Here is a 24353-nt window from a genome sequence, read left to right as displayed (position 1 = left end):
CGGGTCACCCCGTCAGGGCAGCAGGTCGCGCACGACCGCGTCGGCCAGCAGCCGGCCGCGCAGGGTGAGCACGGCCCGGCCGGCCGCGTACCCGGCCGGGTCGAGCAGCCCGCCGGCCACGGCCCGCTGGGCGCCGGCCCGGCCCGGGGCGTCCAGCACGTCCAGCGGCAGGCCGGAGGCGAGCCGCAGGCGCAGCATCACGTCCTCCATGTGCGCCTCGCCGGGCGTGAGCACCTCCCGGGCCAGGCCGGGGGACTCCCCCGCCGCGAGCCGCTTCGCGTACGCGCTCGGGTGCTTGACGTTCCACCAGCGCACCCCGCCGACGTGGCTGTGCGCCCCCGGGCCCAGGCCCCACCAGTCCGCGCCGGTCCAGTAGAGCAGGTTGTGCCGGCAGCGGCCGGCCGGCGTGCGGGCCCAGTTGGACACCTCGTACCAGGAGAAGCCGGCCGCGCCGAGGGCGGCCTCCGCGGCCAGGTAGCGGTCCGCCGCCACGTCGTCGGAGGGGTACGGCAGCTCGCCGCGCCGCATCCGCGCGGCCAGCCGGGTGCCGTCCTCCACGATCAGGGCGTACGCGCTGACGTGGTCCACCCCGGCGGCGACCACCTGGTCGAGGGAGGCCGCGAAGTCCTCGGCGCTCTCCCCCGGCGTGCCGTAGATCAGGTCCAGGTTGACGTGCTCGAACCCGGCGTCGCGGGCCTCGGCCGCGGCGGCGGTGGCCCGGCCGGCGCTGTGCCGACGGTCGAGTACCGCCAGCACCCCCGGGGCGGCGGACTGCATGCCCAGCGAGATCCGGGTGTACCCGGCCGCCCGCAGGGTCTTCAGCGACTCCGGCGTGACCGACTCCGGGTTGGCCTCGGTGGTCACCTCGGCGTCGGCGGCCAGCCCCCAGGTGCGGTCGATGCCGTCGAGGATGCGGGCCAGGTCGTCGGCGGGCAGCAGGGTGGGCGTGCCGCCGCCGACGAACACGGTGTCGACCCTCGGCGGCGGGGTGTCGCCGAGCACCCGGCCCGCGAGGGCCAGCTCGGCCAGCACCGTGTCGGCGTACGACTCGCGGCCGATCCCGCCGCCCAACTCGTCGGCCGTGTACGTGTTGAAGTCGCAGTAGCCGCACCGGCTGGCGCAGAACGGCACGTGCACGTACACGCCGAAGCCGCGCGCGCCGACGGCGCGGGTGGCGGTGGCGGGCAGCGAGCCGTCGACGGGGACGGCTTCGCCTTCTGGAAGGACGCCGGGCATGGCCACTAGTGTGCCCGCATGACCTCATCCGACGCGCTCGTGCGGGTCACCACGGCCCGCGGGGTGACCACCCTCACGCTGAACAGCCCGCACAACCGCAACGCGCTCTCCACGCCGCTGATGACCGAGCTGCTGGCCGGGCTGGCCGCCGCGGTGGCCGACGACGCGGTCCGGGTGGTCGTGCTCGACCACACCGGCCCGGTGTTCTGCTCCGGCGCCGACCTGAAGGAGACCGCCGCCGCGTACGCCGGCGGGACGGTCCCGGCGGGGATGCTCGGCGACGTGCTCGCGGCGGTCTGGGAGTGCCCGAAGCCGGTGGTGGCCCGGGTGGCCGGGCCGGCGCGGGCCGGCGGGCTGGGCCTGATCGCGGCGGCCGACCTGGCGGTCTGCGCACAGGAGGCGACGTTCGCCTTCACCGAGGTGCGGATCGGGGTGATCCCGGCGGTGATCTCGGCGACCGTGCTTCCCCGGCTGGCCCCCCGGGCCGCCGCCGAGCTGTACCTGACCGGCGACACCTTCGACGGCCGGCGGGCCGCCGAGATCGGCCTGGTCACCACCGCCGTGCCGGCCGACGGGCTGGACGCGGCGGTGGAGCGGGTGTGCGCGTCGCTGGTGCGGGGCGCGCCGCAGGCGCTGGCCGGGGCGAAGGCGCTGCTGCGCCGACCGCCGGCCGCCGACCTGGCCGCCGAGATCGCCGAGCTGGCCGCCGTGTCGACCGGGTACTTCCTCTCCGAGGAGGGACGCGAGGGGGTACTGGCGTTCCGGGAGAAGCGGGACCCGAGCTGGGTGCCGAACGCCTGAGGCGTTTCCCGGCCCGGCCGGCGGGAAAGCCGGCCGGCACCGCGCCCGTTGCGCCCGGACGCCGGGCCGGGCGGAACAGGCCGCCCGGGCGGAAAACGTGGTCGACTCGCTACGGAACGGAGCGAACCGGTCGGACCAGTCGGTCAGCGGCGACGGGGACGTACTCTTGGCGGACGCCGTCGAACAGGGGGTGCGGGTGCGAAGTCGGGCAGTCATCGCGGCCGGTGTCGTCGTCGCCGTCGTCGCCGCCATCGGGATCTGGCTCGTGGCCAGCCAGGTGGGTGAGCGCCTACGGCTCCCCCTGGCCAGCCGCACCTGTCTCGTGCAGGCGGACGGCCAGGTGCGCCTGGACGCCGACCAGATGGCCAACGCCGCCACCATCGCGGCGATCGGCACCCAGCGGAAGATGCCGGAGCGCGCCGTGGTGGTGGCCCTCGCCACGGCGTACCAGGAGTCCGGGCTGCGCAACCTCGACGGCGGCGACCGCGACTCCGTGGGGCTGTTCCAGCAGCGGCCGAGCCAGGGCTGGGGCACCGTGGAGCAGATCGGCGACCCGCGGTACGCGACCAACAAGTTCTACGCCGCGCTCAAGCGGGTGCGCGGCTGGGAGAAGATGCGGGTCACCGATGCGGCCCAGCGGGTGCAGCGCTCGGCCTACCCGGAGGCGTACGAGAAGTGGGCCGACGAGTCGCAGGTGCTGACCCGGGCGCTGCTCGGTCAGGCGACCGGGGCCGTCGCCTGCACCGTGGGGTCGACGCCGGTGATGCGCGGCGAGGCCGCTGCGGCGGCGCTGACCCAGGGCCTGAGCCTCGACTGGGGACTGTCGAGGACGGTGTCGCTGGCCGAGCTGACCGGGCTCGCCGTGCCGACCACCGACCAGCGCGACGGCTGGCGGTACGCGCACTGGCTCGTCTCGCACGCCTCCGACCACGGGGTGAAGCGGGTGCGCTTCGGCGGTTTGGAGTGGACCGCCGAGGGCGGCACCTGGGGTCGGGTGGCCGACGCCCCGGCTGCCGACCGGCGGGTCGTCGCGGAGGTCTTCGCCGACTCCTGACCGTCCCCGGGTCTCCCCACCGACGGTGATCGCACAATCCGGCATAGAGGGGCGATTTACCCGAGCCGGCACCCAATTGTCACCCTCCGCACCCGGCCGGCTGCCGATCGTCGGGCATCCGCCCGGTGCCGGCCGGGCGCGGCGCCACCCCCGATGCCGGCGCAGTACCATCGGCTGCCTGGGCCAGAAATGGTTTCCTCATGGGGAGGGGTACTACGCGGTGTTCGATTACGACGGCCGGACCGGCTACGAACCGATCAGCGACACCGATCGCAAGGAGTTCCACGAGCAGGGCTTCCTCCTGCTGCGGAACGTGCTGACGGAGGACCACCGGGCCGCCCTGGAGGAGGCCGTCGACCGCGTCTACGCGGAGGAGAAGGCCAAGGGCAAGACCACCAAGGACGGCACCCTGCACCTGCTGGGCTTCCTGGATCGGGACGAGCTCTTCGGCAACCTGCTCACCCACCCGATCGCCTTCCCCTACATGTGGGGCCTGGCCGGGTGGAACATCTACACCCACCACAACCACCTGGACGTCACCCCGCCGGCGGCCGAGCCGGAGAAGCCGTACTGGGGTTGGCACCAGGACGGGTACCGGCAGAACTCCGACCCGGAGACGATGGACCCGAACCTGCCCCGGCCGATGTTCTCGCTGAAGGTGGCGTACGTGCTCTCCGACCTGTCGGAGACCGGGCGCGGCGCGACCAAGGTGATCCCGGGCAGCCACCTGTGGAACTCGCTGCCCCGGCCGGACGACCTGACGGTGCACAACCCGGACCCGGAGGGCACGGTGGAGATCACCGCCAACCCGGGCGACGCGTTCATCTTCGACCGCCGCCAGTGGCACTCCCGGTCGACGAACCTTTCCACGATCACCCGCAAGATGCTCTTCGTCGGCTACACCTACCGGTGGATCCGCCCCCTCGACGAGCTGCACATCGACCCCGAGAGCGAGTGGTGGGCCAACCGCACGCCGGTGCAGCGCCAGCTCTGCGGCGAGGGCACCCACACCGCGAACTACTGGGGCATCAACTGGAACGGGTACGTCGACGACGAGATCCCGCTGCGCAAGGAGCTCAAGGAGCGCGGCCAGCTCGATCGCAACATCCCCTGGCTCCGCTGACGCCTTAGCCGAAGGGCCCTCCGCCGGCGCGCGTCGCGCACGGCTGGGGGCCCTTTCGCACGCCCGGCGCGGTCAGGCACGCCCCGCGTCGAGGCGGCGACGGGCCTTCTCCCGGACCGACTCCGGCAGTTCGGGGACGTCGAGCAGCCGGGGCAGCAGCTCCGGCTCCAGGGTGCCGGCCCGGAACACCTCGCCGACGGTGACCCCGTGCGCCGGCCGGTCCACCACCTCGACCGGGTCGCCCGCGCTGACCTCGCCCTCCCGCAGCACCCGCAGGTACGCCCCGGGCGCGGCCCGCAAGGTGAACCGCTTGATCAGGTCGGGCACGCCCCAGAACCCGGCGAACGTGGTGCACGGCGTGCGCGGCTTGGTCACCTGGAGCAGGGCCGAGCCGATCAGCCACCGCTCCCCGATCACCGCCCCGGTCACGTCCACCGCGTACGTGGTCAGGTTCTCGCCGAAGTCACCCTCCCGGACGGTGCGGCCCAACTCGGCCGCCCACCAGGCGGCGTCCTCCTCGGCGTACGCGTAGACCGTCTGGTCGGGACCGCCGTGGTGGGCCCGCTCGGCGATGAAGTCCCCCTCGACGCCGTCGGCCCGCAGCAGCACGGGCCCGTCGGCCGGTCGCTTGTCGATCCCGCTGCGGCCGGTCGCGTCGCCCGCCCACTCCGCCTCGGTCACCATGCCGAGGTTCACCGCCACCAGCCTGCCCGTCATGGCGTCAGCCTACGGCCGAGCGCCGGCGACCGCCGCCCCCGCAACGGCGGAGACCTCGCCGCCGGGCGACGGGCAGGGGCCCCGGACGCCACGCGCCCGGCCGGCCCCGGCCCGCACCTCAGCCCTTGACGGCGCCCGCCACCAGGCCGGAGACCATCCGGCGCTGCACCAGCAGGAAGAAGATGATCACCGGAAGGGTGAACAGCGTCGAGGCGGCCATCACCGGCCCCCACGCGGTGTCGTCCCGGCCGAAGAAGAACGTCATCGCCACCGGCAGGGTGTACCGGTCCTGATCGTTGATGAACGTCAGCGCGAAGATCAGCTCGTTCCAGGCGGTGATGAAGGAGAAGATGCTGGTCGCCACCAGACCGGGTGCGACCAGCGGGAACAGGATGCGGCGGAAGATCTGCAACCGGGTCGCCCCGTCGATCGCCGCGGCCTCCTCCAACTCCTTGGGCACCGCGGCCACGAAGCCGCGCAGCATCCAGACCGCGAACGGCAGCGAGAAGCCGAGGTAGGTGAGGATCAGGCTGGGCAGGGTGTTGTAGAGGCCCAGCCGCTGGATCATCAGGAACAGCGGGATGACCAGCGCCTCCAGCGGGATCATCTGCACCACCAGCAGCATGATCAGGAAGCTGGTCCGCAGCTTGAACCGGAACCGGGCCACCGCGGTCGCCGCGAGCAGCGCGACCAGGCTGCTGAGCACCACGGTCGAGACCGCCACCAGGACGCTGTTGAGGAAGAAGTCCGCGAACGTCACGCCGGGGATCAGGTTCCCGGTCAGGATCTCCCGGTAGTGCTCCAGCGTCGGGTTGGCCGGCACCGGCCGGGGCGTGGCCGAGAAGATCTCCCGGTTCGGCTTGAGCGACGTCGCGATCATCCAGTAGACCGGGAACGCCGCGAAGAGCGCCACCAGCAGGCCCGCGCCGTTGAGGGCGAACCGCTTCACCACCGCGCCGCGCCTCACGACTCCTCCTCCTGCTTGAGCACCATCCGCACGTACAACCCGGTCACCAGGAGCAGGATCAGCGTGAGGATGACCGCGATCGCCGCGCCCAGGCCGTACTTCGGGGGCGGGGAGAACGCCTCGGCGTACGAGTAGATCGACAACATGAACGTCGGCCGGTCCTGGGTGCCGCCGGCCAGCACGAACTGCTGGGTGAACACCTTGAAGTCCCAGATGGTGGAGAGCACCACCAGGATCCCGAAGACCGGGCGCAGCAGCGGGAAGGTGATCTTCCAGAACACCTTCCACGGCCCGGCCCCGTCGACCCGGGCCGCCTCGTGCAGCTCGCTCGGCACGCTCTTGAGCCCGGCCAGCACGCTGACCGCGATGAACGGGAAGGAGTGCCAGACCACCACGAGGGTGAGGATCGAGAAGAACAGCAGCGGCGAGTTGAACCAGCCGTAGCCGGTCCAGTCGGTGCGCCCGAACAGCGCGTTCGACAGCCCGTCCGGCAGGGCGTTGAACAGCCAGGTCACCAGGCCGGAGGTGTCGTCGAACATCCACTTCCACACGATGGTGCCGGTCAGCGCCGGGGTGGCCCAGGCCAGCATCACGCAGCTCGCGACGAAGGTGGCCATGCGCTTGCCCAGCCGGTTGAGCAGCAGCCCGACCAGGGTGCCCAGGATCATCGTCAGCGCCACGTTGGCCAGGGCGAACAGGACCGTGTTGCGCAGCACCGTCAGGAAGAACGGGTCGCCGAGGATCTCGGCGTAGTTGCCGAACCCGACCCAGGGCCATTCCCGGTCGCCGCGCAGCTGCCGGACGTTGTTCAGCCGGAAGAAGGACATCGCCACCACCTGGCCGAGCGGCCACAGCAGCAGCACGCAGATGATCACCAGGCAGGGCAGGAGCAGCAGGTAGGGCAGGCGGTCCACCCGGCGACGCCGCCGCGCGGGGTTCTCCCGCGCGGCGGACGTCTCCGACGCCTTGGTCAGCGTGGTCACTTCGCGTTGAGGATGCTTTCCATCTCGGCAGCCGCCTCGGCGGTGGCCTTCTCGACCGTCTTCTGACCCTTGATGACCGAGCTGTTCATGGCCTGGGTCACCGTCTTGGTACGGCTGACCTCGACCCACTTCGGGGTGATCGGGGTCAACTTCGTGTTCTGCAGCGTCGTGGCGAACGCCGCCATGAGCTTGTCGTTGGCGTACTCGCCGCCGCTGACCAGGTCGGAGTAGACCGGGAAGAAGCCGAGGCTGCTGGCGAACTCCTTGTCCTTCTGCTTGCTCAGCAGCACGGTCAGGTAGTCCCAGGCGAGGTCCTGCTTCTTGCTGTCCTTCCACAGGGCGATGTCCGAGCCGCCCGCGAAGGCCGGGGCCGGCTTGCCGTCCGGGCCGGGGATGGGGAAGGTGCCCCAGACCTTCTCGATGTCGGGGTTGTCCTTCTTGATGGCGCCGGCCTGCCAGCTGCCGCCGAAGGCCATCGCCGCCTTACCGGTGGCGAACTGGGTCCGGGCGTCGATCTCGTTCCAGCCGGCGGCGGCGGGCGGGGCGACCTTGTGCACGGTGACCATGTCGGTCCAGAACTTGACCGCCTTCTGGGCCTCCGGGGTGTTGTAGCCGGACTTCCAGGTGTCGCCCTGCTTGGTGGCGATCTCGCCGCCCGCGCCCCAGAGGAAGGAGTAGAACGGCAGCTCCGAGTTGCCCGGCAAGGCGATGCCGTAGGTGCCCGGCTTCTTCGCCTGGACGGCCTTCGCGGCGGCGACCAGCTCGTCCCAGCTCGTCGGCGGCTTCACGCCGGCCTCGGCGAACCAGTCGGTGCGGTAGTACAGCGCGCGGACGCCGGCGTACCACGGCACGCCGTACTGCTTGCCGTCGAGCTGGGCGTTCTTGACCAGGTCGGGGAGGATGTCCTTGCCCTCGGCCCAGCCGCCGAACTTGCCGGTGACGTCGGCCAGCGCCTCCTGGTCGGCCCAGCCCTGGGTCTCGGTGTTGCCGAGCTCGGTGACGTCGGGTCCCTCGCCGCCGGCGAGCGCCGCCTGGAACTTCTTGGGCGCCTCGAGCCAGGGAATGTACTGCACGACCACGTCGGTGTCGGGGTGCTTCTTCTTGAACTCGGTCTCGATGCCGTCGAGGAACGCGGTCTGCGCCTCGCTGCCCTCGCCCATCATCCAGACCGTCAGCTTGCTGTTGTCAGCGGCCTTGTCGTCCCCCGAGCCACCGCAACCGGTGAGCACCATCGCGGCCGACGCCACCACGGCGGTGACCGGGACCAGCCGTTTCCACCTGTTCACGCCACATCTCCCTCGCGCCATCCTGGCACTAACCTTCTCCGCCGCACCTTAGTAGGAAAAATTCCTTTACGACAGGGGCGACTTGGAAGCGAGGCGACCGTACCGCAGCGGGGGCGCGGGGGCAGTCCGACATGGACCGAACCGGGGCGGGACGCAGACGAACGGGCGCCCGACCGGAGAGGTCGGGCGCCCGTTGGCGGAACGGTGGTTGTTACCGGTGGGTGACGCTGCGGCGACCACCCACGCCGGCCACGATCGCGACCGCGATGGCGGCGACGACGACCTGGACCAGCAGCTCGGCCCAGTCGACCCCGGCGGTGTCGGTGGAGATGCCGACGGCGTTGGCCAGCACGGTGCCGAGCAGGGCGGCGCCCACGCCGACGAGCATGTGCAGCCAGATCGGCATGTTCTGCCGGCCCGGGACGACCAGGCGGCCCAGGGCGCCCACGATCAGACCGACGATGAGCGCGGTGATGATTCCGGTAACGGTCATGGTCGTTCTCCTCAGAAAGCTTCACAAGTTATTGTTCGCTGTGGCGACAACTAAGTTCCCGACCCACCGGAAATCCAAACCCACCCTCCGGACATTGCGGTGGATGAACCCCACTCGGGACGTCTGAGCAGCACAGGGTCGCAGGCGGCAGCCCTTCGGGACGCTCCCGTTCCCGTCCGGGCACACCGGGACACACATTCACGAGCGACGCTCGCGCACACTTTCCCCACGCCTTTGGCGCGGGCACGGAAAGGCCGGACGCACGCGAAGGGCGCCCGACCGCTGTGGTCGGGCGCCCTTCGGGAGAGAACGACGTGTCGTTACCGGTGGCTGACGCTCCGGCGACGGCCGACACCAGCGACCAGGGCCACGGCGACGGCGGCCAGCACGACCTGCACCAGCAGTTCGGTCCAGTCGATCCCGGCCGTCTCGGTGGCGATGCCCATGGCGCGGGCGAGCACGGTGCCGAGCAGCGCGGCGCCCACACCGATCAGCATGTGCAGCCAGATCGGCATGTTCTGCCGGCCCGGGACGACCAGGCGGCCCAGAGCGCCGATGATGAGACCAACAATGAGTGCGGTGATGATGCCCCAAACGGTGAGCTCCACGGTCGCCCTCCTCCTAAAGATGTGTCACAACGGTGTTGTTGCTGTCGTGACCGCTAAGTTCCCGAGGGCCCGAAAATCCAAACCGGGTTCGCCGCCGATCTGCTGCCGCACATCGATGTCGCCACCCCCTCCACCCACCCGCGAGGCGGGAAAAGGCCAGGTGGAAGGGCTCCCACCGCCCCTGCGGCGCGCGCTGCCGGGCCCGGAAAATTCCTTCCGGTACGACCGGACGCCCGGTCCCGGGCCGGCCTGGGGCGTCCGTCGCGCTCACCCACGGTGACCTGCCCCCCAGAGGGCGATGGGGCGGCTACTTCTTGCCGGCGGCCTTTCCTCCGTCGCCGTCGTCGGAGGAGAGGGCGGCGATGAAGGCCTCCTGCGGGACCTCCACCCGGCCCACCATCTTCATCCGCTTCTTGCCCTCCTTCTGCTTCTCCAACAGCTTGCGCTTGCGGCTGATGTCGCCGCCGTAGCACTTGGCGAGCACGTCCTTGCGGATCGCCCGGATGGTCTCCCGGGCGATCACCCTGCTGCCGATCGCAGCCTGGATGGGCACCTCGAACTGCTGCCGGGGAATCAGCTTGCGCAGCTTCGCGGCGATGGTGACGCCGTAGTTGTACGCCTTGTCCTTGTGCACGATGGCGCTGAACGCGTCCACCGGCTCGCCGTGCAGCAGGATGTCCACCTTGACCAGGTCGGACGCCTGCTCGCCCGAGGGCTCGTAGTCCAGCGAGGCGTAGCCCTTGGTGCGGCTCTTGAGCTGGTCGAAGAAGTCGAAGATGATCTCCGCGAGGGGCAGCGTGTAGCGCAGCTCCACCCGGTCGGCCGAGAGGTAGTCCATCCCGAGCAGGTTGCCCCGGCGGCCCTGGCACAGCTCCATCACCGCGCCCACGTAGTCGTTCGGGGTGAGCACGGTGGCCCGCACGACCGGCTCGTACACCTCGGCGATCTTGCCGGCGGGGTACTCGCTCGGGTTGGTCACGACGATCTCCTGGCCGTCCTCGGTGATGGCCCGGTAGACCACGTTCGGCGCGGTGGAGATCAGGTCGAGGTTGTACTCCCGCTCCAGCCGCTCCCGGATGATCTCCAGGTGCAGCAGGCCGAGGAAGCCGCACCGGAAGCCGAAGCCGAGGGCGCCGGAGGTCTCCGGCTCGTAGTCGAGTGCGGCGTCGTTGAGCTTGAGCTTGTCCAGCGCCTCGCGCAGGTTGGGGTAGTCGGACCCGTCGATCGGGTAGAGGCCGGAGTAGACCATCGGCTTCGGGTCCTTGTAGCCGCCGAGCGCCTGCGTCGCCGGCTTGGCGTTGATGGTGACCGTGTCGCCGACCCGGGACTGGCGGACGTCCTTCACGCCGGTGATCAGGTAACCCACCTCGCCGACGCCGAGCGCGTCGGCCTTCACCATCTCCGGCGAGATGACGCCGATCTCCAGCAACTCGTGGACGGCGCCGGTGGACATCATCTTGATCCGGTCCCGGGCACCGATCCGGCCGTCGATCACCCGGACGTAGGTGACCACGCCCCGGTAGACGTCGTACACCGAGTCGAAGATCATCGCCCGGGCGGCCGCGTCGGCGTCGCCGACCGGCGGGTCGAACTGCCGGACGATCTCGTCGAGCAGGTGCGGCACGCCGACGCCCGTCTTGCCGGAGACCCTGATGCAGTCCGCCGGGTCGCAGCCGATCAGGTGGGCCAGCTCCTCGGCGTACTTCTCGGGCTGGGCGGCCGGCAGGTCGATCTTGTTGAGCACCGGGATGATCCGCATGTCGTTCTCGAGCGCCAGGTAGAGGTTCGCCAGGGTCTGCGCCTCGATGCCCTGGGCGGCGTCCACCAGCAGGACCGCCCCCTCGCAGGCGGCGAGCGACCGGGACACCTCGTAGGTGAAGTCGACGTGGCCAGGGGTGTCGATCATGTTGAGCACGGCCTGTTCGCCGACCCGGTCGCCCTCGCGGATCGTCCACGGCATCCGGACGGCCTGGCTCTTGATGGTGATGCCGCGCTCGCGCTCGATGTCCATCCGGTCGAGGTACTGCGCGCGCATCTGCCGGGGGTCGACCACGCCGGTGAGCTGCAGCATCCGGTCGGCCAGGGTCGACTTCCCGTGGTCGATGTGGGCGATGATGCAGAAGTTCCGGATGCGCGCCGGGTCGGTGGCACCGGGAGCGTTCGCGCCGGAATCGAGCGTCGGTGGCACAGCGGTCCGTTCTGGTCGGCTGACGTGAGCGGGCCGGCGCAACGCCGGCCCCCTCTATGCTCCCACGTCGCCCCGGGCCCGGTCGGATCACTCCTCCCGCCGCCCGGGGCGGGGCCGGCGGCTCACTCCTCGGGCGGCTCGACGAAGAGCGCGGCGAGCTTCGGCAGCCGGCGGCGGGCCTCCTCCTCGTCGTCGAAGTCCCAGAACTCGCCCAGCTCCGGGTAGGGCGTCTTCGGCACCGCCGGCAACTCGCTGGCGGTCGCCTTCCGGTACGCCTCCTCGGCGACCGTGAGCATCCGCTCGGCCTCGAACTCCTCGCCGGTGAGCGCCGCCTGGCGGATCTGCGGCAGCGCCGCCAGCGAGTCCGGGTCGGCCACCGCGCGGGCGAAAACCTCCCGGCCCTGGGTGATCAGCCAGCCCCGGAAGTACTCGAACCCGTCGTCGGACGCGCCCCCGTTGATCAGGTACGCCGCGCCCCAGAGGTCGGCCCGGTAGGACGCCGCCATCACTCGGCGCTGGTGCTGCGCGTACCCGACGATGTCGGCGGCGTCGCGCTCGGCCAGCAGCGCCACGGCCCGGGCTGCGACCGGGCCGGCCGCCCCGCCCCCGCCGGCCCGGGCCCGGTCGATCAACTGCCAGAAGTCGTCGGTCCTCATGACTCGGCAGTCTGACAGAGCCGGCCGCCGCCACGGCGGTCGCGCGGGGCGCGGCGGTCCCGCGCCGCACCGCGGGTCACCGGCGGGCGGGCACGGGCGGGAACATCGCCGCCAGGCGTGGGTACCGGCGGGCGAACTCGGCCGGGGTGTCCGACTCCTCCGGCTCGTCGCCGGTGTCCGGCGGGTCGTCGCCCGGCTCGTCGTCGCGCGGAAGCACCGCGTCCTCCAGGCCCTCGGCGACGCCGGTGATCCGCTCGTGCGCCTCGGCCGCCACGTAGTCGAGCGTGGTGTCGGCCCGGTCGTGGACCTCGTCCAGCCGGAGCTGGAAGTCGACCACCTCCGTCGCGGGGAGGCCGGCGAGCCGGTCCGTGAGCCAGGTCAGCCGCTCGTCCGGGCCGCCGCAGGCCCGGGCGGACGCCTCCACCAGCGCCCAGAATCCCTCGGTGTCCACGGCGGCATCGTCGCGCGGCGGTACGACATCCCCGGCCTGCTCAACGGCGAGCGGCGAACGGCGCACCGGGCGCGGGTGGGGCAGCATGGCCGGATGGTCCCGAACTCACTCCCGCCGGTGCCGTACGACGCGACCGCGCTGCGCCCCGGCTGGGCGGAGCTGCCGGCCGGCCTGCGGGCGGCGGTGACCGCCCGGCTGGGCGGTCCGGTGGCGGCGGCCCGGGTGGCCGGCGCCGGGTTCACCCGGGGCTTCGCCGCCGTGCTGGAGACCGCCGACGGGCGGCGGACCTTCGTCAAGGCGGCGTCGCTGACCGAGCAGCGGCACCTCGTCGACTGGTACGCCCATGAGGCCGCCGTCCTGGACCGGCTCCCCGCGGGCCTGCCGGTCCCCCGCCCGCGCTGGGCGGTGGCGACGGCCGGCTGGTACGCGCTCGGGCTGGACGCGATCGACGGCCGCACGCCCGCGCTGCCATGGACCCCGGCCGACCTCGACGCGACCCTCGCCGGGTACGCCGAGGTGGCCGCCGCCCTGGCCGACCCGCCCCCCGAGCTGGCGGAGCTCGGCCTGCCCCGGCTCGCCGACCTGGCACGGGAGGACATCCTCTGGTGGGGCGAGGTGGCCGCCGGCCGGGAGCCGGCCCCGGAGCTGCCGCCCTCGGCGCGGGACCGGCTGCCCGAGTTGGTCGCGCTGGAGTCGCGCCTGCCCCGGTACGCCGAACGCGGCGGCCTGGCCCACGGCGACCTGCGGCTGGACAACGTACTCGTCGACCCGACCGGCCGGGCGTGGTTCTGCGACTGGACCTGGATCTGCCACGGGCCGGCCTGGTTCGACCTGGTCAGTCTGCTGATCACCGCCCACGCCGGCGGCCTGGACGCCGACGGGCTCTTCGCCGGGCACCCGGCGGCGGCCGACGCGCCCCCGGACGCCCTGGACGTGACCCTCGCCGCCCTCTCCGGTTACCTGCTCACCTCGGCCACCGCCGGGCCGACGAGCGCGTCCCCGCACATCCGGGCGCACCAGCGGTGGAGCGGCGGGCAGGCGCTGGGCTGGCTCGCCGTCCGGCAGGGCTGGGCGGCGGAGGGCCGGGAGCCGACCGCCCCGGGACGCTGAAGTGAGCCGTTTTGGCTCGTCCGGGCGGACCTGGTAACCTGGCTATTCGCGCAGCGATGACGCATGCTCGTCGCAGCGGAATGCAGACCATACCGAGCTATCAAGACGAGGCTGTCGCGTGGCGAACATCAAGTCCCAGATCAAGCGCAACCGGCAGAACGAGAAGCGCCGGCTGCGCAACAAGTCGGTCAAGTCGTCGCTGAAGACCGCCATCCGCAAGTTCCACGAGGCTGCGGAGGCCGGTGACTCCGAGAAGGCCGCCGTCCTCATGCAGGACGCCTCGCGCAAGCTGGACAAGGCTGTCAGCAAGGGCGTGATCCACTCGAACCAGGCGGCGAACCGCAAGTCGGCGATCGCCAAGCGCGTGATCTCGCTCGCTGCCTGATCGGCGTCCACAGACCTGACCGGAAGCCCCGGGTCGACCGGGGCTTCCGGCTTTCTGTGTGTCCGGGCCGGCCTCCCCGCGCGCCGGCTCCGGTTCGCTACGTAGCCCGATGGTTCGCTACGTAGCCCGATCCGGTTCCCGTGCTGCGGCCACCTCCGCAGCCCGATGTCCCGGGCCGGCCTGACCGGCTTCGACCGCCGCACCGTCGGGGTGCCCGTGCTCGCCCTCGGCGGCCCGTGCCCGGCTCAGGGGCGGGGGCCGGGGATGCGATCCGGACGGGTGGGCTCCGGGAGGCCGGGCTCCGCACGGCGGAGGCCGTGGCGGGGCCGTTCCGCGCGTCCCGTCGGGTCGGGACGGACGAGAACGCCCGGGATGGCCCGCGGGGCCGAACCCGGAGCGCCGCGCGGGCCGGCACCGGGCGAGCCGGCGACACCGATCGCGCCCCGGCCACCAGCGCCCGCCTGACCGGTGCCCGCGCCACCGGCCGCGCCCCGGTCAGCGTGACCGGCCGCCCCGGGACGGTCACCGACGCCGCGGACCGTGGCACGCCCGACCACGGGCTCCATCTGCCGGCGGAACCGGTCCCGCTCCTGCTCCGGCACGAGCGCGGCCGTCCGGACCACCGCCTCCGCCACCATGTCGTTCAGCTTGACCATCGCCGCCACGGCGGCGGGCAGCACGAGCACCGCCCACCAGGTCACCAGCTCGGCCAGGGCGAGCAGGACGGCCAGCGCGACGGCCCCCTCGAAGAACAGGAAGCAGAGCACCCCGCCGGGGTTGACGAAGCGCAGACCGAGGGCCCGGGCGTAGAGGGGGCGGTACCGCTCCTGGGCGGAGGGGACCGTCGCCCACGACACCCGGACCGGCCGGTTCACCGTGCGCCGCCCTGCCGGGCCGCCGCGACCGAGAACACCGCCCGCTCCAGCGCGTACGCGCGGTCGTCCGCGCCACCCTTGACCGCCGCGTTGCACTCGGCGGCGGCCCGCATCGCCTGCACCAGGCCCTCCGGCGTCCAGCCCCGGGCCCGCTGCTGAGCGCTCTTGACCTTCCAGGCCGGCATGCCGAGGGTGCCCGCCAGCTGGTAAGGGTCGCCCCGCCCCGCCGCGGCCACCCGGGCGACGGTGCGGACGCCGTCGGCGAGCGCGTCGGCGATCGGGACCGGGTCGACGCCGACGTGCAGCGCCCAGCGCAGCGCCTCCAGCGCCGCCGGCACGTCGCCGATCAGGGTGGCGTCGGCGACGGTGAAGCCGCTCACCTCGACCCGTCCCTTGTAGTAGCGGGCCACCGTGTCGGCCCCGATCCGCCCGTCGGTGTCGGCGATCAGCTGGGAACACGCGGCGGCCAGCTCGCGCATGTCGTTGCCCACCGCCGCGATGAGCGCCTCGGCCGCGTCGTCGGTGCACTTGCCGCCGGCCCGGCGGATCTCCTCGCGGACGAAGGCCACCCGCTCGCGGTGCCCCTTGAGCTTCGCGGCCGGCACCACCGTCGCGCCCGCCGCCCGCAGCCCGTCCGCGAACGCCTTGCCCTTGGCTCCCCCGAGGTGCAGCACGACGAGTTGGACGTCCGGGTCCGGGTTCTTCGCGTACGCCAGCAGCGCCGCGGCCAGGTCCTTGCGGACGTCCTGGCCGGAGCGCAGCACCAGCACCCGCCGGCCGCCGAACAGCGACGGGCTGAGCATCTCGGCGATCTCACCGACGGTCAGCGCCCCGGCCTGGTACTCCCGGACGTCGACGTCGGGGTCGACGCCGCGGGCCCTGGCCACGGTCTCGGCCACCGCACGCGTGGCGAGCAGCTCCTCGTCGCCGAGGACGAGCAGAATGGGAGCGAGGTCGGCGGCGGTCACGCCGCCCATATTCGCACGCCGCCCCCGGGATCGTGCCTGCTCGTCGAGGCCGCAGAAGGCGGAGCCCGCACTCAGCGCAAATCCAGACATTTACGTTGATCCCCCGCCAATGCCGCCAATGACCTTCGCTCCTCAGCGCTGGTGTCGTCCCGGAGCGAGGCCCCGACTCACCACGGCCATTCCGTCCCGCCCCAGCACCACCGCCACGTCACCGTCGGTGTCCGTACGCAGCACCCGCGCTCCGCCCCGGGCGATCCGGGCGAGCACGGCGGCGTTCGGGTGCCCGTACGAGTTGCCGACGCCCACCGGGACCAGCGCGACCCTCGGCCGGACCGCGTCCAGGAACGCCGGCTCCTGGTACGCCGACCCGTGGTGGGCGACCTTCAGCACCTCGGCGCGTACGCCGCCGGGCGGCACCCGGTCGAGCAGCACCCGCTGCTCCTCGGTCTCGGCGTCCCCGGCGAGCAGGATCCGCACCCCGGCCACCGTGGCGCGCAGCACGAGCGAGTTGTTGTTCGGGTCGGACCGGGTCCCCCGCAGCGGGTACGGCGGACCGAGCACGACGAGTTCCAGCCCGCCGACCCGGTACGTCCACCCTGCCGTGGCCGCGGCCGTCCCCGCCCCGCCCGTCGCGGCGGCGCGCACCAGCTCCCGCCCGGCGGCGGGCTCGGGCCACTGCGGCGTGCGCACCGCCGCCACCCGCCGGCCCCGGAAGATCCCGGCGACCCCGCCGGTGTGGTCGACGTGGAAGTGGCTGAACAACAGCAGCGGGACCTCCCGCACGCCCAGCCGGCGCAGGCAGCCGTCCACGGCCGCCGGGTCCGGCCCGGCGTCCACCACCACCGCCCGGCCGGTGCCCGCCGGCAGCACCAGCGCGTCGCCCTGGCCCACCGCGCACGCCACCACCACCCAGCCGGGCGGCGGCCAGCCGGCGGCCACCAGGCGTACGGGCAGGGTGCCGGCGATCACGGCGACCGCGACCACCGCCACGAGCCGGCGGACCAGCGGCCGGCGGGTGGCGATCAGCAGCGCCACGGTCAGCCCGGCCAGCAGCAGCGCCCCCGGGACCCCGCCCGGCCAGGGCAACGCGCCCGCCGGCAGCCGCGCCCCGTACCGGGCCACCGTGACCAGCCACCAGGCCGGCCAGCTCGCCAGCCAGGCCGCGAACTCCGCGCCCGCCGGCCAGGCCGGGGAGAGCACCGCCGCCGCCACCCCGAGCACCGTGGCGGGCGCGATCGCCGGCACCACCAGCAGGTTCGCCGGCACGGCGACCAGGCTCACCGTCCCGGAGATCCCGGCCACCACCGGGCCGCAGGCGACCTGCGCCGCAGCCGGCACGGCCAGCGCCTCGGCGAGCCCCGACGGCACGCCCCGCCGCCGCAGGCCGTCCCGCCACCCCGGGGCGAGCAGCAGCAGGCCGCCGGTGGCCAGCACGGACAGCGCGAACCCGGGATCACCGGCCAGGTCCGGGTCGAGCAGCACCAGCCCGGCCACCGCCGCGGCGAGCGCCGGCAGGGCCGCCCGGGGCCGCCCGGCGGCCAATGCCGCGAGGCCGATCGCGCCCATCGTGGCGGCGCGCACCACGCTGGGCGAGGGGCGGACCAGGATGACGAAGCCGACCAGGGCCAGCGCGCACAGCCCGGCGGCCACCCGGGGACCGGCCCGGGACCAGCGGGCCAGCAGCAGCACCGCGCCCACGACGATCGCGACGTTGGAACCGGACACCGCGTTCAGGTGTGTCAGTGCGCAAGTAAGGCAGGTATAAATCTTCCTGCCGTGACCTGCGCAAACTCTCCAGTCAGTCCTGATCTGGACTGGATATGGGGGCTGAGCTGGGAAAATATAGATCAACTGAATAGCGCTTCAATCGATGAAGCGCTACAGTGGAGGCACGGGCGAGAAACCAGCGCCACCCGGCGCAAGGTCCGCACGACGGCCCCAGACACAAACCGGTTGGCTACCGGGGGTCGATAGGTCCTGATGAGTAGCGATGCGCGCTGACGACAGCAACTGTAGGAGCGCGCGATGGGCCCGGACGGCACCGGGACGCAGAGGGTGGGAGCCTAGCCAGGCGGGGCCACCAGGAAGCAACTTTCCTGGAGCCTTGCCATGTCTGTCGAGACACGAGCCCAGCGCGCCGCGCGCACCCTCACCCAGCGCACCACGCCGGAATGGCGTCGGGAGCGCGCCCGGAAGGCTCACCTGGCCGCCGCCGTGAAGGCCGTGGTGGAGCGGGCCCCGGAGCTGACCCCTGAGCAGGTGGCCCGGCTCCGCGCCATCTTCGGTACCGCCGCCGGCACCACCGGCCAGCGGGCCGCCTGAACTGTCCCCAGACATGCCGAAGGCCAGGGGCGGAATCCCTGGCCTCAGCGGAGAAAGGTACTGACTCGTGACTCAGCTTAACACCCCGCCAGTCGAGATCCACACTGATTGGCCCCGCAGGTGCCCGGAGTGCGGGACCAGGCTCCTGACGGACCCCTTCCTAATGGAGCCTCCCCGGCACCCCGAAGGGGCGGCGTGCTGGATGATTCCGAAGACCGGAGTCAAGTGGTACCAGAAGCGGCATGTGCTCGACATCCTGGAGATGGAGACCGAGGCGGAGGCCCTGGCCGCGCTGGACGCCCTGGACGGCATGGATGTCTGGCGGCTCCTCCGGGCGCTGGACCAGCCGGTGGACCCCCGGGACTTCCGGTACGACAGGTGGCGCAAGGAGGCTGCGCAAGCGCTGCGGAAGCGGCATGCGGAGCGGGCCAAGCTGCGCACGTTCATCGCCACCCATGACAAGGCGCTGGGGCTGACCGCGCGGCCCGGCGGCGGCTTCAACTTCACGTGCCCGGAGTGCGACGGCCCGGCGGCGGCCTTCCTGAGTAAGGGTGGGTCGTTCTATGTGACGCACACGCTGAAGTCCGGGGCGCTGTACGGATGGGAGAACTACAGCGGCTCCTGTCCGCTGACCGGGCGCTACGGCCCGGACATCAACGTGTCGATGCTCCCCACGAACCCCCCGCCCCGGGTCGCCACCGCCCCGGCGGTGCCAGCCGGCGCGCTCAGCCTGGACGAAGAGGATGAGGAGGGGGACCAGGACTGGCTGGTGGATGGCATCGTGGCGCGCGGTGACTACGTGTCGCTGTTCGGCCCCTCCGGCGTCGGGAAGTCGTTGCTGATGCTGGACTGGTCACTCCGGATGGTCCGCCGTGGTGCCCGCGTGCTCTACCTCGACAAGGAGAACCCGAAGAGGGCCATCCGGGCCCGGCTGAAGGCGATGGGGGCCACCCCGGAGGACATGAGCCGCCTGGCGGTCATGCCGTTCGTGGACCTCCCGGACCTGGCTACCCCGGCGGGGGCCCAGGCCCTGGCGGACATGTCTCACCAGCACTGCGCGGACGTGGTGGTCCTAGACACCATCAGCAAGTTCAGCCAGGTGGGGCAGGCCAGCCAGACGGACCGCTGGACGACCATGTACAACATCAGCTTCACGCCCCTCCTGGCCGGCGGGACGGCCGTCATCCAGCTTGACCACACCGGCCTGAGCAACCAGACCCGAGAGCGTGACTCCGGCGCGAAGCGGGACAACGTGTCCGTGGCCTACGGGTTGATGCCGGCGGCCAAGGCGGGCACGCTCACGCTGACCCGGGTGAAGAACCGGCTGCACTACCCGGGGGACGACGCGATCACGCTCCAGCGGGTCACGGAGCCGGTCCTCACCCACACCACCGGCAACCGCGTAGACCCGGAGATCCTGGGCGCGCTCCGTGAACTGGAGAAGGCGGGCGTGCCGCTGGCGGCGGGAAGGGACGCGGCCAGGGAAGCCCTGAAGGCCGCCGGGGTGAGCATCGGTAACAACATCCTGGCCGCCGCCATCCGGCTCCGGAAGGCGGAGCTGGAGGACTGACCGGCCTGCCATGCGGCCCCGTCCGGACTATCCGGGCGGGGCCGCTTCCTGTCCGGAAACGGTCCAGGACTGTCCGCCGGTTCGCGGACAGGGAACGGCGGTCAGGAGAGAAACGCCAGGTCAGAGCACATGCGACCTGTCCGCACCCCGCCTGTCCGCACCTGTCCGCGTCGATGGATGGCCGTTACGTTTTCGCAGGTCAGGAAGGGTGCCCGGACAGGTGCGGACAGGTGGCCTGTCCAGAGCTGTCCGGGCAGGCTACCCGGCCAGGAGAGAAACTCCAGTTCACACCCCGTTTCACCTGTCCCGGACAGTTGCACCTGTCCGGGAGGAGGGGGAGTTACGTAGTACTCCCCCCTCCGTCCGGGGCAGAGGTAGCAGAAGACTTCAAGATCAAATGAAACCCAAAGATCCATTCCGACACGCGGCCAGGAGGAGCCCTCCCCTGGCCGCTCAGTCGCACAGGCAGCCATACCCTGGCCGCCTGTGCCAGCACCATCCGAAGGAGACAGACCGCATGACCGAGCCCATCGTGATCTCCGTAGCCAAGCCCCTCTGGACGGCCTGGGGGGCGGACCGGAAGCTAACCAGGATGAGCCGCCAGGGGCTGGCCATGCGGTCCACGGACCAGCTCCACGAAGACCTCAGGTTCATGGAGGAGGCGGCGGAGGACGCAGAGGCGGAGGTGGTGTACGGCCTCTGGATGGACGACTCACAGAACCTCCCCCGGCCCATCACGCAGAAGGGCCTGATCTCTGAGGAGGATTTGTACGCCCTGGGCGAGACGCCGGAAGAAGCCATGGAGAAGGGCCAGAGGATGCGGGCCAGCCTGGCGGCCCGCATCCAGGAGGAGCTGGCACGGCGGGACTGAGCCCTCCCCTGGCCGCCTGAGACGGCCGGACAGGAATACCCCCCGCCCGTATGGTGAAGGCATGGGTGAGTGGAGAGAGCCGAGGCCGGACGGGGCCTGGATCACGCCGCGCGGGGTGGCCGCCGTGGTGGAGGAACTGGAGCTGTGCGGCGTCCCGCTGGACGCCACGGCGGCCTCCGCCCGGTGCCGCCTGGAGCTGAACGGGGTCTGGGTCAGCTACTTCATGGCGAACATGGCGCTCCGGGTCCGCCGGGAGGCCGCCGGATTCCCGTCAGTCGGGTCCGGCCAGCACCGGTCCTGTGTCCCCGCCGCCGGGTCCTCCTCCCTGGCCGCCTGAAGGACTTGGACCCGGAGGACCCCCGGGTCCCGCTGAGGTCCTGGACCTGAGGACCCAGAGGCCCCGCCGGGTCCCGGGTCCCGCTGAGGTCCTGGACATGGGACCCGGCAGGGACCCCGGGGGACCTCAGCAAGGACCCACGTCCAGGACCTGGGTCCACCGCTGAGGTCCTGGAGCGGCCAGGTTGGATGTCCTCCTGGCCGCACGGAGCGCACGGGAGCCCGTGAAGCTGACCGCGTGACCCACCAAGCGAGGAGGCCCCCGCCGCAGCGGGGGCCTCCTGTACGACCGCCTCTGGTTGGGCGGGGCTAGGCGGTCGCCCAACGAAATCCCCAGGCCAAGGGCCGTGTACGGCTGGTTGGGCCTGGTTGGGCGGGGCTAGGCGAGAGGCCACCCGGACCAGAGAAGAAGTCTGTCTCCGGCCCGGGTAGGCCCGTCTTGATGATGACGTTGGTGAAGCCGGGCCGGAGATGAACTCCAGCACCGGCACCCAGAGTCAGGACCGAGTGGTCCGGTTCCGCCTCTTGCGCATGGCCACCGCGATCGCGCCGATGGAGGCCACCGTCACCGCGCTGATAGCGGTGATGGCCGCCTGGGCCACGGTGCCGATGTTCTGGCCGCTGGCCAGCACGATCCAGAGGATGGCTCCGACCGAGATCACGGTGACCACGACGAGACCGATGAGCAGGGCAGTGTCAGGACTCACTCCGCCCTGACGCTGGTGAGGGGGAGGAGTGGTAGCTACGGTTGCCACGGGGTTGTGTTTCTCCTTCTTGATCCTTCACGGGGACATTTCGGTGAACGGACCCTTCGGTGGCCCCTGGGATGCGACCCCAGGGGCTACCAGCCTTTTCAGGTCCGACGTCCGCTAGGGACACCGGTGACTGTAAAGAGCCAAACCGACACGGCTTAGAAAAAGCTGAGAGCTTGCTCCACGTTGCCTGTCGGCCGTTCGCGTCCAACCAGGATCCCTGACGGGCACCCGGTTATGCGCGAAGTGCTTCGACACTGTGAGCTAGTTGACTACGCGTTGCGTTTCTGGTGCACCAAAACGATGTACACCCGCAGGGTCTAACTTAAATAGAACAACATAAGTGTCATTATGGTGCTCTACCAGTGGCACTTTGGACTAGTATCTGGCACTTTGCGGGTATACGGTCCAAACATGAGCCGAATGACCGCCGGCCAGCGACACGAACAGGGGTTGGCCGCCCTGGAGCTGAGCAACGCCGGCCACTCCATCGACACCATCGCTGAGCGCCTGGACATCAGCCGGAGGACCGCCGCACGGCGCGTTCAGGCCGCCCTGGAGCGCATCCCCGCACAGGAGGCGGACACCCTCCGCCGCCAGTCGGAAACACGCTTCAACGGCTGGATGCGGCGCGCGAACGTCCTCCTGGACTCCCCGGAGCTGTCCCTCCCGGACACGGTGAAGGTCCTGAACCTCCTCCTGTCCCTGGAGCGCGAGCGGGTCCAGCTCTACGGGCTCCGGCTCCCGGCGGCCTTCGTGATCCAGCACGAAGTAGGACCCGGAGGTCCTCAGGGTCCCCGGGGTCCCGGGTCATTGGACCTTCTCCGCGATCAGGATCTTGTTCCGCTGGGTCCCGACGGGACCTCACGGTGAGCCCCCTCGCGTTCGGTCCCGGGTCCGGGTCCTCCCGCGTCCTGAGGGGACAAGGGACCCGGGACCGCTGTAGGACCCACCGGGTCCCGCTGGGTCCCGTCCGGGTCCAGGAGGTCCCCGGGGAGGCGGAGGCGTCCTACCGCCTGGCCGCTGAGGCCGCCGCCCGGCTGAGGGAAGCGGGGGTCCCGCTCCCCCGGGTCCGCCCGATGACCGACCGACAGGCCCGGTGCCCGGAGTGCGTCCAGGTGTCCACCCTGGCCGCCGTCGCCCGGTTGAACGGAGATGAGGACCGATGAACGTAGCCCAGGAGCTGGCCGCCGCCATGGTGGCCACCGCACGCCGCCGGGCGATGCTCGCCGGCCCGCCCGAGGAGGGCGGCCAGGAGGAGCCGAAGGCGAAGCGCACGGCCCGCCCCCGGAGGGGTGCCCTGATGGGCACCTTGCCACCAATCACCAACACGGCCACGGCCCGCCGCCGGGCCATGATCCTGAACCTGAAGGAGAGCAACTGATGATCACGGATGAGCGGGTTCGCTACTCCCCGGAGCTGGGCGTCTGGACCGTGGACATGACCGGCATGACCGCCGTGACCCCGGGCCAGACGGAACACATCCTGGGCCGGGCCATGTTCCACGCCCGGGAGGCGGGGACCGCGCTGGAGGGTTGCGCGTGCGACCCGGGAGACCAGTACTGGGACGGCCCCCGGCTCCGGGTCCCCACCACCCCCTACGGCCACGAAGTGGCCCAGGCGGAGGGCCACGCTAGCCGACTCGTGGTGGTCGGGCACGGTGGCCGGACCCGCACGGCCCAGATGTCCGGTCAGGAGGTCCAGGGCAACCCGTGCCCGCTCCGCAATGTGGCCGGGGAGCACCGGGCGACGGCGCTGGTTCAGCGCGGGGACGGTGGCCTGACGGAGCTGTACGGCCTCACCGTGGCCTTCCCCGCCGGGGCCGGTCCGCTGACCGCGCTCACGGTCGCTGAGGATGTCCCGGAGGTCTGGGAGTCGGAGCCGGTCCGGTTCCGGGCCGCTGGCCTTCAGGTGAGCGTCCCGGGTCGCCACGTTCACCCCGCCGTTCAGCCCTCCCTGAGCGCATACCGGGACCTGGCGCTGAAGGCGGGGGAACTGAACCGGGCCGCCCGGGACGCGCGCCAGCGGGCGGAGAACGCGCCCCGGGAGCTGCGCCGGGAGGCTGCTCAGGCCGCCATCTCTGGCCGGACGGCGGACGCCGCGATGGCCGCCCAGAGCCTCCGGGACCTGGAGCTGGAGGCGGACGCCGCAAGGGCGGTAGCGGACGGCACGGAGGACGCCCTGGAGGCGACTCAGGCCGCCGTGGTGAAGGCGGTGGAGGACAACCGGGCGGAGTGGCTGGCGTACCTCGCCGGCCAGGGGCGGACCGCCCTGACGCGCGTGGACGCCGCGCTGACCGCGATGGACGCTGCCCTGGCGGAGCTGGTGGCGGTGGACGCCATGCGGGCCAACGTGGAGAAGCCGCTCCACGCCCGTCATCAGGTCTTCGCCCAGGGCTCCACGCTCAGCGCTCCGGCGGATTCCTACCTGGCCGCCGCTCAGGAGGTCCGGACGAAGGCGGCGGAGACCCTGGCCCCGCTGTCCCGCCACGTCGGCACCGGCCAGGAGAAGACGGCCAGGAAGAAGGTGAAGGCCGCCGCCTGAGCCGTCACGGACAACGGCCCGGACGTGGTGGTCCGGGCCGTTTCGTGTGCTCTCTCC

General features: G+C 71.9%; 25 protein-coding genes and 1 pseudogene. 12 read left to right on the top strand and 14 right to left on the bottom strand.

Annotated elements, in window-relative coordinates; all coding sequences use genetic code 11:
* Window positions 1–12: 12 nt before the first annotated feature.
* Window positions 13–1236, bottom strand: a complete 1224-nt coding sequence (gene hemW, locus ABT023_RS18910; RefSeq protein WP_350887209.1) for a radical SAM family heme chaperone HemW — start codon at window positions 1234–1236, stop codon at window positions 13–15.
* Between the two features lie 18 nt (window positions 1237–1254).
* Between hemW and ABT023_RS18905 the strand changes: the two genes are divergently transcribed.
* The 3 genes from ABT023_RS18905 to ABT023_RS18895 all read left to right on the top strand — a co-directional run bounded on the left by ABT023_RS18905 (window position 1255) and on the right by ABT023_RS18895 (window position 4214).
* Window positions 1255–2037, top strand: a complete 783-nt coding sequence (locus tag ABT023_RS18905) for an enoyl-CoA hydratase family protein (protein ID WP_350887206.1) — start codon at window positions 1255–1257, stop codon at window positions 2035–2037.
* A gap of 190 nt (window positions 2038–2227) precedes the next feature.
* On the top strand, window positions 2228–3091 hold the full coding sequence (locus ABT023_RS18900) for a hypothetical protein (RefSeq protein ID WP_350887316.1): 864 nt from the start codon (window positions 2228–2230) through the stop codon (window positions 3089–3091).
* 220 nt (window positions 3092–3311) lie between these two features.
* The gene (locus ABT023_RS18895) at window positions 3312–4214 is read left to right on the top strand and encodes a phytanoyl-CoA dioxygenase family protein (RefSeq protein ID WP_350887203.1); all 903 of its coding nucleotides are present in this window, start codon (window positions 3312–3314) and stop codon (window positions 4212–4214) included.
* Between the two features lie 72 nt (window positions 4215–4286).
* Here ABT023_RS18895 and ABT023_RS18890 read toward each other — a convergent pair whose 3' ends face one another.
* The 9 genes from ABT023_RS18890 to ABT023_RS18850 all read right to left on the bottom strand — a co-directional run bounded on the left by ABT023_RS18890 (window position 4287) and on the right by ABT023_RS18850 (window position 12650).
* Window positions 4287–4931, bottom strand: coding sequence for an MOSC domain-containing protein (locus ABT023_RS18890; RefSeq protein WP_502890713.1), 645 nt, complete (start codon window positions 4929–4931; stop codon window positions 4287–4289).
* 118 nt (window positions 4932–5049) lie between these two features.
* Entirely contained in the window at window positions 5050–5883 is an 834-nt protein-coding gene (locus ABT023_RS18885) for a carbohydrate ABC transporter permease (protein ID WP_350887311.1), read from the bottom strand.
* Between the two features lie 11 nt (window positions 5884–5894).
* Window positions 5895–6881 (bottom strand): carbohydrate ABC transporter permease, encoded by a 987-nt coding sequence (locus tag ABT023_RS18880; RefSeq protein WP_350887201.1) that lies wholly within the window; start codon window positions 6879–6881, stop codon window positions 5895–5897.
* Window positions 6878–8167, bottom strand: a complete 1290-nt coding sequence (locus tag ABT023_RS18875; protein ID WP_350887198.1) for a sugar ABC transporter substrate-binding protein — start codon at window positions 8165–8167, stop codon at window positions 6878–6880. Before ABT023_RS18875 ends, ABT023_RS18880 begins: the two co-directional genes overlap by 4 nt.
* Window positions 8168–8378: 211 nt before the next feature.
* Window positions 8379–8660 carry a GlsB/YeaQ/YmgE family stress response membrane protein gene (locus tag ABT023_RS18870; protein ID WP_350887195.1) on the bottom strand — a complete coding sequence of 94 codons (282 nt, stop codon included), beginning with the start codon at window positions 8658–8660 and terminating at the stop codon, window positions 8379–8381.
* A gap of 320 nt (window positions 8661–8980) precedes the next feature.
* On the bottom strand, window positions 8981–9268 hold the full coding sequence (locus ABT023_RS18865) for a GlsB/YeaQ/YmgE family stress response membrane protein (protein WP_350887192.1): 288 nt from the start codon (window positions 9266–9268) through the stop codon (window positions 8981–8983).
* Window positions 9269–9575: 307 nt separating this feature from the next.
* A complete protein-coding gene (gene lepA / locus ABT023_RS18860) occupies window positions 9576–11456 on the bottom strand; it encodes a translation elongation factor 4 (RefSeq protein WP_350887189.1) in 1881 nt (626 codons plus the stop codon).
* 122 nt (window positions 11457–11578) lie between these two features.
* The gene (locus ABT023_RS18855; RefSeq protein ID WP_350887187.1) at window positions 11579–12112 is read right to left on the bottom strand and encodes a DUF4240 domain-containing protein; all 534 of its coding nucleotides are present in this window, start codon (window positions 12110–12112) and stop codon (window positions 11579–11581) included.
* A gap of 76 nt (window positions 12113–12188) precedes the next feature.
* Window positions 12189–12650, bottom strand: coding sequence for a DUF4240 domain-containing protein (locus ABT023_RS18850; protein WP_350887184.1), 462 nt, complete (start codon window positions 12648–12650; stop codon window positions 12189–12191).
* Between the two features lie 6 nt (window positions 12651–12656).
* On the opposite strand from ABT023_RS18850, the gene ABT023_RS18845 reads away from it, so the two are divergent.
* Both ABT023_RS18845 and rpsT read left to right on the top strand, forming a co-directional pair.
* Window positions 12657–13673 (top strand): phosphotransferase family protein, encoded by a 1017-nt coding sequence (locus ABT023_RS18845; protein WP_350887181.1) that lies wholly within the window; start codon window positions 12657–12659, stop codon window positions 13671–13673.
* A gap of 118 nt (window positions 13674–13791) precedes the next feature.
* Window positions 13792–14058 (top strand): 30S ribosomal protein S20, encoded by a 267-nt coding sequence (rpsT, locus tag ABT023_RS18840; RefSeq protein WP_350887179.1) that lies wholly within the window; start codon window positions 13792–13794, stop codon window positions 14056–14058.
* A gap of 245 nt (window positions 14059–14303) precedes the next feature.
* Here rpsT and ABT023_RS18835 read toward each other — a convergent pair whose 3' ends face one another.
* From ABT023_RS18835 to ABT023_RS18825, 3 genes and pseudogenes are all read right to left on the bottom strand, one after another.
* A complete protein-coding gene (locus ABT023_RS18835) occupies window positions 14304–14933 on the bottom strand; it encodes a hypothetical protein (protein ID WP_350887177.1) in 630 nt (209 codons plus the stop codon).
* Entirely contained in the window at window positions 14930–15910 is a 981-nt protein-coding gene (gene holA / locus ABT023_RS18830; protein WP_350887309.1) for a DNA polymerase III subunit delta, read from the bottom strand. Before holA ends, ABT023_RS18835 begins: the two co-directional genes overlap by 4 nt.
* A 123-nt stretch (window positions 15911–16033) precedes the next feature.
* A pseudogene (locus ABT023_RS18825) lies at window positions 16034–17656 on the bottom strand (ComEC/Rec2 family competence protein); the annotation flags it as partial.
* Between the two features lie 354 nt (window positions 17657–18010).
* Between ABT023_RS18825 and ABT023_RS18820 the strand changes: the two are divergent.
* The 4 genes from ABT023_RS18820 to ABT023_RS18805 all read left to right on the top strand — a co-directional run bounded on the left by ABT023_RS18820 (window position 18011) and on the right by ABT023_RS18805 (window position 21001).
* Window positions 18011–18223, top strand: coding sequence for a hypothetical protein (locus ABT023_RS18820; RefSeq protein WP_350887175.1), 213 nt, complete (start codon window positions 18011–18013; stop codon window positions 18221–18223).
* Between the two features lie 202 nt (window positions 18224–18425).
* On the top strand, window positions 18426–19793 hold the full coding sequence (locus ABT023_RS18815) for an AAA family ATPase (protein WP_350887172.1): 1368 nt from the start codon (window positions 18426–18428) through the stop codon (window positions 19791–19793).
* Window positions 19794–20310: 517 nt separating this feature from the next.
* Entirely contained in the window at window positions 20311–20664 is a 354-nt protein-coding gene (locus ABT023_RS18810) for a hypothetical protein (RefSeq protein WP_350887169.1), read from the top strand.
* Between the two features lie 61 nt (window positions 20665–20725).
* Window positions 20726–21001 carry a hypothetical protein gene (locus tag ABT023_RS18805; protein ID WP_350887167.1) on the top strand — a complete coding sequence of 92 codons (276 nt, stop codon included), beginning with the start codon at window positions 20726–20728 and terminating at the stop codon, window positions 20999–21001.
* A gap of 496 nt (window positions 21002–21497) precedes the next feature.
* Here ABT023_RS18805 and ABT023_RS18800 read toward each other — a convergent pair whose 3' ends face one another.
* Window positions 21498–21707, bottom strand: coding sequence for a hypothetical protein (locus tag ABT023_RS18800; RefSeq protein ID WP_350887165.1), 210 nt, complete (start codon window positions 21705–21707; stop codon window positions 21498–21500).
* Window positions 21708–22166: 459 nt separating this feature from the next.
* Between ABT023_RS18800 and ABT023_RS18795 the strand changes: the two genes are divergently transcribed.
* The 3 genes from ABT023_RS18795 (at window position 22167) to ABT023_RS18785 (ending at window position 24296) form a co-directional block, all read left to right on the top strand.
* Window positions 22167–22625, top strand: a complete 459-nt coding sequence (locus ABT023_RS18795; protein ID WP_350887163.1) for a helix-turn-helix domain-containing protein — start codon at window positions 22167–22169, stop codon at window positions 22623–22625.
* Between the two features lie 292 nt (window positions 22626–22917).
* On the top strand, window positions 22918–23136 hold the full coding sequence (locus tag ABT023_RS18790; RefSeq protein ID WP_350887161.1) for a hypothetical protein: 219 nt from the start codon (window positions 22918–22920) through the stop codon (window positions 23134–23136).
* A complete protein-coding gene (locus ABT023_RS18785) occupies window positions 23136–24296 on the top strand; it encodes a hypothetical protein (RefSeq protein WP_350887159.1) in 1161 nt (386 codons plus the stop codon). Before ABT023_RS18790 ends, ABT023_RS18785 begins: the two co-directional genes overlap by 1 nt.
* Window positions 24297–24353 lie beyond the last annotated feature (57 nt).

The organism is Micromonospora sp. NPDC002296 (assembly GCF_040296145.1).
Taxonomy (GTDB): Bacteria; Actinomycetota; Actinomycetes; order Mycobacteriales; family Micromonosporaceae; genus Micromonospora.
This window is presented reverse-complemented; position numbering and strand designations above follow the sequence as displayed.